Below are 10,976 nucleotides of genomic sequence, written 5' to 3' on the forward strand. Positions count from 1 at the left end.
GCCAGTGGACGACCCGCATGTCGAAGACGTCCTGGCCCGAAATCGGGATGGTCAGGCCCAGCCGAAACCGTACCCCGTCGTGGTCGGTGCCGTTCGGGTCGGCCGGGTCGGCGAACTCCCACCCGCCCCCGAGGTAGGCCACCCATGCCGCCTCGGCCAGCCACGCCTCGGCCCCCAGCATCCGCCCGTTGAGGTCGATGATGGGAACGCCCTGTAGCGACATCGGCTGCCCCAAAGCGACATCGGCGGCCGCCAGCGCCACGTACAACGCCATCACGGCTGCCACCGGCAGCCGCCATCCGTGCCGGCGTCTTCCTGCCACAGGCCGTCCCACCCCTTCAAAGCGCCGCGTACTCCCGCGCCCGGCCCCTCCACCGGACAACCCGCTCGACGCCCGCTGCCTTCATCCACGAAACGGCCTCCGTGAAGCCCGCCCCGACCTCCTTCGGGTCGTGGGCGTCCGATCCCACGTGAACGTCGAGCCCCGCCCGCACCATCCGCCGCAGGATCTCCAGGCCGGGGTAGATCTCGTGCACAGGCTTGCGCAAGCCCGCAGTATTGACTTCCACGGCGACCCCCCGAGCCCTGGCCGCCTGTAAGAACTTGTCGAAGGCCTCCTGCGGAAAGTGTACGGCCCGGTGGCCGAACTTCTTGGGCAGATCCGGGTGCGAGATCACGTCGAAAAGCCCGCTCGCGGCCGCCTGCGCCATCACCTCGTAGTAGCGCTGCCAGACGCGGTCCACGTCAGCGCCGGGCCACGCGATCTCCGGCCCGCAGTCGATGCACTCGCCGTCGAGGAAATGTACGGATCCGATCACGTAGTCCCAGGGCGCTTGAGCCACAGCCTCGCGGATGGCCTCCTCCTGTCCGGGAACGTAGTCCACCTCGACGCCGAGCCTCACGGGCAGACCCTGTCGCCTGGCCTCCACAATCGCCCCGGCGTAGCGCTCGAGGGATTCCCGGAATTCGCGCATAAGCCACTGCCGAACCTGGGGGTGCTGCCGAAAGCCGCTGCCGAACAGCGGTTCCATGGAGCGCCGGAACTCGACGAAACGGTGGCCGTGTTCGCTAATGCCAAATTCAGGCAGACCGGCCTGCCGGGCGGCATCGGCGTAGATGGCCACACGCTCAACGGTGTAGGGGCACGGCGCGGTGGTCTCGTCGGACTCCAGGTGCATGTGGTAGTCGGGTATCACGCGGACCCAAGTCCCCCTTCGCTGCCTGGCGGCCGGCCATTCGACAGCATCGTAGGGGTACGCCACTCGACCGGTCAAGGCAGGAAGGAGTCCGCCAGGTGACGCAGAAGGTGGAAGCGGCCGGGCTCTCTTGGTGACATGCGGAGAAGGACGCTTTTTGCTCCGAGGCCGATCTTCGGAGTTGAGGAGGGAAGCCAACTTGGCCACTAGACCGAAGGTTTGGCTGGCGACGGCGGCGGCAGCCCTCGCTTTTGTCGTGGTGGTTTCTGCTTCGCCACTTACGTCCGCGGGGCCATCAACCGGCGCTCGCTACGCGACGGTGGAGCTGTCGGGCGTGGTGATCTTGAGGGTCCGGGACTCGGCAGGCTGGCCGTCGGTGTACGCCCGTGCCGACGAGATCTACAAGCGCCTCAACGAAGCCATCAACACGTATCAGGACCGGTTGAGCCCCGACCTGGTGCGGATCGGCCAGACCGCCAGGGGTCCTGCGTTGTACATCGGCGACCACCTCTTCGTGACGGTGGACCAGGGCAGCGCCCGCCGCAACGGGACGTCGCAGGAGAAGCTGGCGGAGTTCTGGGCGGCCAACCTCAAGGCAGCCATCAGCCGGTACGTCGCGATCAACAGCCCGGGAAAGCCGCCGGTCTTCTGAAAAAACCGCGCGAGCGAAAAAGGGTAAAGGCGAGTCGCGTTCCGAGGCTTCGTGGGGATTCCCGGGTGCAGGAGTGCCCGGGAATCTCTGTTACCGCCCGGAGGGACCGGCAGGGCCCTCCCGCCTTTTTTCCCCGCCTGGCATGACGCCATCCGCTGCCGCGGGCTTTGTCCAAGCAACGGGGCAGTCCTAGGCGCTCCGCCCGGCCCCTAATCGGGCTTGCAGGCCCGCCCCGGCGAGGGACCCCACGAGGTCACCCCACCACGCCTGGACGAGCGCCAGCATGACCCACCCGGCGGTCTCCGCGCGCAGCACCCGGGGGCCCAACGAAACCACCTCGAAGTCCGCGCTCTCTGCCAGGCGTACCTCGTCCCGGGTCAGGCCTCCTTCCGGCCCTGCGGCCATCACCACTCCGGCCAGATCGGGAGCGGCCCCCCGGGAGAGAACAGCGGTCAACGGGCCTTCGGCCTGCTCCCACGCCACTATCCGCGCCCACCTGCCGCCGAGCTGCGTCACCTCCAGGAGGGCGCGGTCCCACGCGAGCGGCGGCCTTACCTCGGGCACAGCCAACCGCCCCGCTTGCCGCGCGGCGGTCTCCACCACCCGCCGCCAGCGCACGAGGCGCCCGCCGCTGCCGTCCGGGCGCACCACCGAACGTTTTGTGATGACCGGCCAGACCTCGCTGACGCCAAGCTCGGTCGCCTTCTCCAGCGCCAGTTCCATACGGTCACCCTTGGGCACGGCTTGGAGCAGCACCAGGCGCAAGACGGGCTCCGGCCCGGCCCCTTCCGGTTCGGGGTGGCTCAGCCTCACGGCCAGCCGGCCGGGCGCGACCCTCATGACGTGACCGTTCCAGGCACGGCCCCGCCCGTCGAAGAGCTGGACCTCTTCCCCCGGGCGGACCCGCATGACCCGCACCAGCCTGCGGGCTTCGCTGCCCTTTACTTCTACCTCGGCCCCGGGCCGGGCCCCGAGCAGGACCGGCGGGTCAACGAGCACCCGCAACCGGCTCACGGCCATCTCCCGCCCTGCGCCGTGCAGCTACCCAGACCCACCCGCTCCAGCCGCCCACCGCCTCGCAGGCCAGGCCCTGTGCCTCGAGAGCCTCCACGACCTGTCCGGCCTTCTCCTGAGCGATCCCCGCGCCGATGAGAAGCCCGCCCCCTGCCAGAAGGCGCGCCAGGCTTGCAGCCAGTTCGACGAGCGTCTCCGCCAGCAGGTTGGCCACCACCACCTGGGCGGCTTCCCAGCCGGCGACCCTCGCAGCCGACGTCACCGAGCCCTGCCGGAACGCGATCCCGCTCGCTCGGTTTCGGCGAGCGTTGCGCCGGGCGATGGGGATGGCGAGCGGATCCGTGTCCACCGCCACCACCCGGCCCGCGCCCAGCTCCCGGGCTGCTATGGCCAGCACCCCGCTGCCGGTGCCGACGTCAACAACCAGGGGGCCATCGCCGCCGCTGCCCCTCATCTCCTTGATGGCCAGTTCGAGGCACCAGAGCGCCTGCTGCGTGGTCGGATGGTGTCCCGTGCCAAACGCCATCCCCGGGGGAACAACGACCCGGTAGAGAGCCCCCCTGCGCTTCGGGCGGGCGGTGCGGCTTCGCGTCGCCGTGACCCGGCCCCGGGCCGTGACCACGCCTCCGCCGGCGCGCGCAGGCTCCAGCGTGGCGGCCCAGGCCTTCCGCCCGGCCGCCTCAACCGCGGGCACGGCTTCAAGCCTGGCGGGCCCAATCAGGGCACCGTCGTCACCGAGCCCGGCCTGATACGCCCACCGCCTGAGGCGTGACGGAACGTCCTGCGCGGCGCGCCGGGCCGCCGTGAGAGAGGAGAAGTAAGCCCGGAGCACAACCGATCGGGCCGCCGGCTGCTCCCGCCCCGTGGCGGCGGTCTCAATGCCCGTACAGCCCGGCCGGCCGCCCAGCATCCACCCGGCCACCTCAGCCCCGGCGGCTGGCACGCCGAGCTCAACCTGCCACCACCGCGGCCTGGGCCGCCGGGGGCGCCCTGGTAAGCGCATGACCCTCAGCGGCGATGCCAGCGGCCGAAGACCCCTGTCCCGGACTCGCTACGGGCCGCCCTGCCCCTGTCTTTCACCTCTGCGGCGTGATCCGGCGCTCCCAGCGCCTCGCGCAGCAGGGCTTTTTGCCGCTCGCTCAGATGTGTCGGGGTCACGACGCGGAAGGTAACCACCTGGTCGCCCCGGCCGCCGTCCGGCCGGCGGATGCCCTTGCCGGCGATACGGCGCGAGTCGCCGGCCTGCGTGCCCTCTTTGACGCCCACGACCTGCTCGCCGTCCAGCGTCGGCACCCGCACCTCCCCGCCCAGCGCCGCATCCAGCATGCTGATGGGCACCTCGCAGTGCACGTCGTAGCCGCGGCGGGTGAAGATCGGGTGCGGCTTTACCGTGACGAACACGTACAGATCTCCAGGCGGCCCTCCGTCGAGGCCCACGTCCCCTCCGCCCGGCACCCGGAGCCGCACGCCGTCTTCTACCCCCGGCGGCACCTTTACGGTGATCCGACGCCTCCGGCGCACGCGGCCCTCGCCGCCGCACTCGCGGCACCGAACGGGGATCTCCATGCCCCGCCCACCGCAGCGGGGGCAGGTGCGCACCTGCACGAACCGCCCGAAGATGGTCTCGCTCACCTGCTGGACCTGGCCCCGGCCGCCGCACGTGCTGCACCGCTGCGGCGGGTGCCCGGGCTCGGCCCGGCTGCCGCTGCACCGCGGGCACACCTCGAGCCTCGGCACCTCCAGTTGCGGCTCGGTGCCAAAAGCCATCTGCTCGAAGGTCAGTTCCAGATCGTAGCGCAGGTCGTCACCGGCGACGGGACCCTGCGCGGTCCGCTTACGGGGCCCGCCGAAGATCTGGTCGAACAGGTCGTCGAACAGCCCGCCGAAGTCGCCAAAGCCGCCCGGCCAGCCGCCGGCCTGCCCCGTGCCTGGCCCGTCGGCTCCCGGCGCCTGCCCGTCGAAAACGTGACCGAACCGGTCGTACTGGGCGCGCTTTTCCGGGTCGCTTAAGACCTGGTAGGCCTCGCTGATCTCCTTGAACTTTTCGGCCGCGTTGGGGTCGGCTTTGTTGACGTCGGGATGATACCGGCGCGCCAGTTCCCGGAAGGCCTTCTTGATCTCCTCGGGGCTGGCGTCCCGAGCAACACCCAGCACCTCGTAGTAGTCACGCTTGGGCGCCACGGCCGCCGCTCACCCCGCCCTCCGGCGGCTTCCGCCGGACATCAGCTTCCCTTCCCCGCCGACTCGGGGTTCTCGACCCGAAACTCGGTGTCGACGACCTTGCCATCCGGGTGCTTGCCATCCCCGGCCCCCGTGGAAGAGGCCGCACCCTGCCCGCCGCCCGCGGCCGCCGCACCCTGCGGCCCGGCCGCCGCGTAAACCGCCGAGGTCACCTCGTGAAGCACCTTGCTGAGGTCCTCGGTGCGATCCTTGATGGCCTGCGGGTCGTTTCCGTCCATGGCCTGGCGCAGCCCGGACTTCGCCTGTTCGATGCGCTCCTTCTGGGACGCCGTGACCTTGTCGCCCAGGTCCTTCACCATCTTGTCGGTAGAGTAGATGAGGCTGTCGGCCTGGTTGCGCGCTTCGGCCAGTTCCTTGCGCCGGCGGTCCTCCTCGGCGAACTTCTCGGCCTCCTTCACCATGCGCTCGATGTCCTGCTCGGACAGGCGCGAGGAGCGCACGGTGATGGCCTGCGACTTCCCCGTGGCCATGTCCTTGGCCGAGACGTTGACGATGCCGTTGACGTCGATGTCGAAGCTGACCTCGATCTGGGGGATCCCGCGCGGCGCAGGCGGAATGCCGGTCAATTGGAACCGCCCCAGCGTGACGTTGTCGGCAGCCATCGGCCGCTCGCCCTGCAGCACGTGGATGTCCACCGTCGTCTGGTTATCTGCCGCCGTCGTGAAGATCTGCTTCTTGCTGGTCGGGATCGGCGTGTTGCGCGGGATGAGCACCGTCATCACGCCGCCCAGGGTCTCGACGCCCAGCGACAGCGGCGTGACGTCGAGCAGCACGATGCTGCGCACCTCGCCGGCCAGCACGGCGCCCTGAATGGCTGCCCCGATGGCCACCGCCTCGTCCGGGTTGACCCCCTTGCTCGGCTCCTTGCCAAAGATCTCCCGGATCTTCTCCTGCACGGCCGGCATCCGGGTCGATCCGCCTACCAGCAGGATCTTGTCGATCTGGGCCGGGCTCAGCTTGGCGTCCTCCAGCGCCCGCCGCACCGGCCCCACCGTCGCCTCGACGAGATCGGCCGTCAACTGGTTGAACAGCGCCCGCGTCAGCGTGCGCTCCAGGTGCACCGGCCCGTTGGGCCCCGAGGCGATGAACGGCAGGCTGATGGTGGTCTCAAGCAACCCTGAAAGCTCGATTTTGGCCTTCTCCGCCGCCTCCTTGAGCCGCTGCAGGGCCATGCGGTCGTTGGAGACGTCGACGCCGCTCGCCTCTTTGAGTTCCTTGATGAGCCAGCGCATGATGCGCTCGTCGAAGTCGTCGCCGCCCAGGCGGTTGTTGCCGGCGGTGGCCTTCACCTCAAACACGCCGCCGCCGATCTCCAGGATGGACACGTCGAAGGTCCCGCCGCCCAGGTCGAAGACGAGGACCGTCTGGTTTTCCTTCTCCTTGTCGATCCCGTAGGCCAGCGCCGACGCTGTGGGCTCGTTGATGATCCGGAGCACCTCGAGCCCCGCGATGGTGCCCGCATCCTTCGTGGCCTGGCGCTGGGCGTCCGTGAAGTAGGCCGGGCACGTAATCACGGCCTTGTTGACCGGCTCGCCCAGGTAGTTCTCGGCGTCCTGCTTGAGCTTCTGCAGGATCATGGCCGAGATCTCCTGGGGCGTGTAGCTCTTGCCGTCGATGGTGACCTTGTGGTCGGTCCCCATCTTGCGCTTGATGGAGAGGATGGTCCGCTCCGGGTTGAGCACCGCCTGGCGCTTGGCAGCCTGCCCCACCAGGCGCTGTCCCTCCTTCGTCCACGCAACGGCCGAGGGCGTCAGCCGGCTCCCCTCCGGGTTGGGGATGACCGTGACCTCGCCGCCCTCCATGACGGCCACGACCGAGTTGGTGGTCCCCAGGTCGATGCCGATGACCTTCTCACTGACCTTGCCGCTCATGGCTGATCCCTTCCTGGCTGTCCGGCGTTTCATCCGGCGTCACATTCGGCTCTTCTCTCTGTGCAGGCGGCCGGCGCAACACCCCGACCTTCACCATGGCCGGCCGCACGACCCGCCCCTTGAGCATGAAGCCTCGCTGGAGCTCTTCGACGACGGTGCCATCCCGGGCTGGGTCGTCCACCTCGAGCTGCCCCACCGCGTGGTGTACCGCCGGGTCAAACGGCTCCCCCACGGCAGCCACGGGGCGAATCTCGGCGGCCTCCAGGGCCGCCAGGAGTTCCTGATGAACCATTCTAATGCCCGTGGCCACCGACGACCACCGCGGATCTTCCGGGATCGCGGACATGCTCCGCTCCAGGTCGTCCACGACGGTGAGCAGCCGGCGGGCGACGCGTTCGAAGGCCTCGTCCGCGGCCCGCTCGACTTCGGCCCGGGCGCGCCGCCGGTAGTTCTCGAAGTCCGCCATCAGGCGATGGAGCTGCCCCTCCAGCGTCTTGACCTGCTGGCGAGCCTCCTCGAGTTGGGCCTCCCGGTCCTCGATCAGGGCCCCGTCGGCCGGCGCTCCGGGCGTCGGCTCCGAGGCTTGTTCACCGGCCTCCTGCCCGTCCCGCAGGGCCTCCGCCGGCGCCCGTTGTGGCTCCTGACCACCGGGCCCCGAGGGGACCTCCGTGCCGGGAGCGGGCGTGTCCGCGCCCTCCGCCGGCACCCCGTCCGTCCAGTGAACCCTTTCCTGCCCCATGTCGGATGCGTGCTGCAGCGCCAACTCCCCCCGAACAAGACGGCCTGCAGATTGTACCACGTCACCCTCTGCAGGCCCGATCCGTCTGGACATTAAGCCTGTCTTCTTCAGGACGCGCGGATCCGAAAGAGCCAAAACGGGCTACTCCGCCCTAGCCCGTCGACGACAGGTGCTGCATGGCCTGGCTCAGCAAAGACGCCATCTCCTGGACAGCGGCCACGGTGCGCCGGTAGTCCATGCGGGTCGGGCCGATCAGCCCGATCACGCCCATGGGCCGGTCTCCCGGGCCGTATGGCGCCATGACCACGCTGCACCGCTGCAGGCCTTCCACGGGCTGCTCCCTCCCGATGATGATGGCCAGGCCCTCGAGTTGTCCGCCCATCATGACCGTCAGGAGCGTGTCGGGCTCCTGCAGGCGGTCGAGCACCTCCCGGACGTACTCCACGTCCCGGAACTCCGGCTGTTCGAGGATGAACGGGACGCCGTCGACATAGGCCTGCTCATCGGGCTGCTCCTGGCTCAAGAGATCGAGCAGCGGCGACAGAGCCATCTCTCGCACGCTCTTCTGCGGAAGCTCTTCAGCGATCTGCTGCAGCAGCGTGTACGTGATCTCCCGGGCCTCGAGCCCGGCGAGCATCCGCGAGAGCATCGTGGAAAGCTTCGCCAGGAGATCCGCCTGGGCCGATGCCTCCGACCACTGCAGGATGCGGTTGTAGACGAGGCCAGCGTCGCCCACGACCACCAAGAGCACGTGGCCGCGGTCAAGCGGCGTGAACTGGACGTGCCGCAGCGCCAGCCGCCGCAGCGACGGCTTGAGCACCAGGCTCGCGTAGCGGGTGCCGCGGCTCAACGCCCGCCCCGCCCGGAAGATGAGCTGGTCCGGATCCTGGCTCGTGGACAGCTCCTGGCGCATGCTGGCCGCCGTTTCGGGCGGAATCTCTGCCGGCGGCATCAGGGCCTCCACGTAGTAGCGGTACCCGCGGTCCGACGGCACCCGTCCCGCGGAGGCATGGGGCTGCTCCAGGTATCCCTGCTCTTCGAGGTCAGCCATCTCGTTTCGGATCGTGGCGGGGCTCACCCCGAGCAAGTACTTGCGCGCGACGGTCCGGGAGCCGACCGGCTCCGCCGTCTGGATGTAATCGTCGATGATCGCTCGCAGTATGCGCTGCTTCCGATCCTCCACAGTGCCCCAAACCACCTATTAGCACTCAAGCGTCATGAGTGCTAATCCGCCCTCCAGATTAGCAGCCAGGGCGCGCCATGTCAAGAAAAGGCCGCCCCCTGCGATACCTTTATATTGGTTTTGAAGCAGGTGGTAAAGGAAGGGATGATGGCCTTGAACGGACGAACCTCGCCCCGCCCCGCAAGACGCCTCATGTCCACCCGCCTTGCTGCCGCCGGTGTGGCGCTCCTTGCCCTCGCGGCGGCGGTGGGTGCCGTCTCCGCCCCGGCGAGCGCCGAAGTGCGCAGCGTCGCCAGCTTTCACTTCGTGTTCGGCGCCGCCGGCTTCGACCTGGAGCGGGAGACCCGCGGGGGCCAGTCGTGGCTCGTGGGCGCCTCCCTGGCACCCGTCGGCCTTTACGGCGGCGTGCGCCAATACAGCCCGTCGGGCGCTTCCGACCGTGCATTTTGGACCGTCTACGGCAGCGTCACGACCCCGTCCGGCCCGGTGCGCCCTGAGACGCTGAGGCCTGGCATCTGGGCCGGGCTGGGCTACGAGATACGGCTCGACCCGCGGGTTCGGGGCACCGGGGAGGTGGGGTTCGGGCTCGTGGCTTCGCATGGGGAACTCTGGCCCGAGGTGTTCATCGGGCTCGCTCTGGGGTGGAAGCTCCCCCAGTGAGGGCGTGCTCGCCAGCACCACGAGCGGCGATCTCCCGGATGATCGCGTCGGCTACGAGGAAGCCCTCGTCGGTCAACCGGATGCGCCCGGCCTCGCGCAGGATGAGCCCGGTCTGTTCCAGGCGATCCCAGAGCGGGGCCGGGTACGCCTCCTCGGGCCAGCAGCCGAAGTCCGCGTAAAAGCGTTGCCGGTCTACACCTTCCGCCAGCCGCAGCCCCAGCATGATGCGCTCATCCATGAGCTGGCGAGCCGTCAGGCGTTCGACGAACGCAAAGCTCGCGCCAGCTCCGGCGGAGAAGCGCTCAGCAGCCCCGGCGTAGGCCGGCGGCGAGGCGACCGTGGCGAAGCGGAACTTCTCCCAGAACGAGTGGGCGCCCGGACCGAGCCCCAGGTAGTCACCGTGCCGCCAGTAGTTGAGGTTGTGCTCCGACTCGCAGCCTTTCCGGGCGAAGTTGGAAACCTCGTACCGCATCAGACCCGCCCGTGCCAGGTGGTCCACCACCGTGCGGTACATCTCGGCCTGGGCGTCCACGTCCGGCAGCACGAGGCGCCCCTGCTCATGCAGTTCGTGGAAGGGTGTACCCTCCTCAACCGTCAGGCAGTAGGCCGACACGTGCTCGGGATCAAACTCGTCCAGGGCGCACTCGAGCGTTCGGCGCAAGCTTTCAGGCGTCTGGCCGGGGATGGCGAAGATCAGGTCGACGTTCAGGTTCGCGACCCCGGCCTGGCGCAGCAGGCGAACGCTGCGGCGCACCTGGTCCGGCGTCTGGAGCCGCCCGAGCCGCTGCAGTTCCCCGGCATCAAGGCTCTGAACGCCCAGGCTGACGCGGTTCACTCCCTCGGCAAGCAGCACCTCCACTTTGGCCGGCGTCAGCGTCCCGGGATTGGCCTCCACCGTGACCTCGACCACGCCTTCGCATGGCAGCCGCTGCCGCAGGCCCGGGAGCAGGCGGCCGATCTGTTCGGCGGTGAGCACGGTGGGGGTGCCGCCGCCCAAGAAGAGGGTGCGAAAACGCCCCCGCGCCCGGGAGGCCAGGGCCGCCCACGCCTCGGCCTCTCGGAGGATGGCCTCCACCACCGCGTCCGAATCCGCACGGCTCGAGAGTCTGTAGGCGTTGAAGTCGCAGTAAGGACACCTGTAAGGGCAGTAAGGGATGTGAACGTAAAGCCCGAAGGGCCAGGCCGGTGCCTCCCGGATCGCTTCCACCAGCGCCGCTTGCAGCCCGTCAGTCAATGCGAAGCACCGCCATGAACGCTTCCTGCGGCACCTCCACCACGCCAAGCTGCTTCATGCGCTTCTTGCCCTCTTTTTGCCGCTCGAGGAGCTTTCGCTTGCGGGTGACGTCCCCGCCGTAGCACTTGGCCAGCACGTCCTTCCGAAGCGCCCGCAGGGTCTCCCGGGCGATGACCCGGCTTCCCA

12 protein-coding genes are annotated in these 10,976 nt (G+C 69.2%); 2 read left to right on the top strand and 10 right to left on the bottom strand.

Annotated elements, in window-relative coordinates:
- Positions 1-322 (bottom strand): hypothetical protein (locus tag AB1609_07025; protein ID MEW6046218.1); only part of this gene is annotated, 322 nt, incomplete at its 3' end.
- Between the two features lie 16 nt (positions 323-338).
- Positions 339-1,196 (bottom strand): histidinol-phosphatase, encoded by an 858-nt coding sequence (locus tag AB1609_07030; protein MEW6046219.1) that lies wholly within the window; start codon positions 1,194-1,196, stop codon positions 339-341.
- Positions 1,197-1,395: 199 nt separating this feature from the next.
- Between AB1609_07030 and AB1609_07035 the strand changes: the two genes are divergently transcribed.
- Positions 1,396-1,848, top strand: a complete 453-nt coding sequence (locus AB1609_07035) for a hypothetical protein (protein ID MEW6046220.1) — start codon at positions 1,396-1,398, stop codon at positions 1,846-1,848.
- 189 nt (positions 1,849-2,037) lie between these two features.
- Here AB1609_07035 and AB1609_07040 read toward each other — a convergent pair whose 3' ends face one another.
- The 6 genes from AB1609_07040 to hrcA all read right to left on the bottom strand — a co-directional run bounded on the left by AB1609_07040 (position 2,038) and on the right by hrcA (position 8,896).
- Positions 2,038-2,862, bottom strand: coding sequence for an RsmE family RNA methyltransferase (locus AB1609_07040; protein ID MEW6046221.1), 825 nt, complete (start codon positions 2,860-2,862; stop codon positions 2,038-2,040).
- A complete protein-coding gene (locus AB1609_07045; protein ID MEW6046222.1) occupies positions 2,837-3,805 on the bottom strand; it encodes a 50S ribosomal protein L11 methyltransferase in 969 nt (322 codons plus the stop codon). Before AB1609_07045 ends, AB1609_07040 begins: the two co-directional genes overlap by 26 nt.
- Positions 3,806-3,870: 65 nt before the next feature.
- Positions 3,871-5,043 (bottom strand): molecular chaperone DnaJ, encoded by a 1,173-nt coding sequence (gene dnaJ / locus AB1609_07050; protein ID MEW6046223.1) that lies wholly within the window; start codon positions 5,041-5,043, stop codon positions 3,871-3,873.
- 41 nt (positions 5,044-5,084) lie between these two features.
- Entirely contained in the window at positions 5,085-6,974 is a 1,890-nt protein-coding gene (dnaK, locus tag AB1609_07055; GenBank protein ID MEW6046224.1) for a molecular chaperone DnaK, read from the bottom strand.
- Positions 6,955-7,806, bottom strand: coding sequence for a nucleotide exchange factor GrpE (gene grpE / locus AB1609_07060; GenBank protein ID MEW6046225.1), 852 nt, complete (start codon positions 7,804-7,806; stop codon positions 6,955-6,957). Before grpE ends, dnaK begins: the two co-directional genes overlap by 20 nt.
- 58 nt (positions 7,807-7,864) lie before the next feature.
- The gene (hrcA, locus tag AB1609_07065) at positions 7,865-8,896 is read right to left on the bottom strand and encodes a heat-inducible transcriptional repressor HrcA (GenBank protein ID MEW6046226.1); all 1,032 of its coding nucleotides are present in this window, start codon (positions 8,894-8,896) and stop codon (positions 7,865-7,867) included.
- A gap of 153 nt (positions 8,897-9,049) precedes the next feature.
- Here hrcA and AB1609_07070 point away from each other — a divergent pair, with 153 nt between their 5' ends.
- Entirely contained in the window at positions 9,050-9,556 is a 507-nt protein-coding gene (locus tag AB1609_07070) for a hypothetical protein (protein MEW6046227.1), read from the top strand.
- On the opposite strand, the gene hemW is transcribed toward AB1609_07070, so the two are convergent.
- Both hemW and AB1609_07080 read right to left on the bottom strand, forming a co-directional pair.
- A complete protein-coding gene (gene hemW, locus AB1609_07075) occupies positions 9,519-10,790 on the bottom strand; it encodes a radical SAM family heme chaperone HemW (GenBank protein MEW6046228.1) in 1,272 nt (423 codons plus the stop codon). The genes AB1609_07070 and hemW overlap by 38 nt on opposite strands.
- Positions 10,783-10,976 (bottom strand): elongation factor 4 (locus AB1609_07080; GenBank protein ID MEW6046229.1); only part of this gene is annotated, 194 nt, incomplete at its 5' end. The genes hemW and AB1609_07080, both read right to left, overlap by 8 nt.

The organism is Bacillota bacterium, from assembly GCA_040754675.1.
Taxonomy (GTDB): Bacteria; Bacillota; Limnochordia; order Limnochordales; family Geochordaceae; genus Geochorda.

Excerpts from the sequence above, each read along its gene's own strand:
- dnaK (MEW6046224.1), bottom strand. The coding sequence starts at position 6,974 with ATGAGCGGCAAGGTCAGTGAGAAGGTCATCGGCATCGACCTGGGGACC.
- grpE (MEW6046225.1), bottom strand. The coding sequence starts at position 7,806 with ATGTCCAGACGGATCGGGCCTGCAGAGGGTGACGTGGTACAATCTGCA.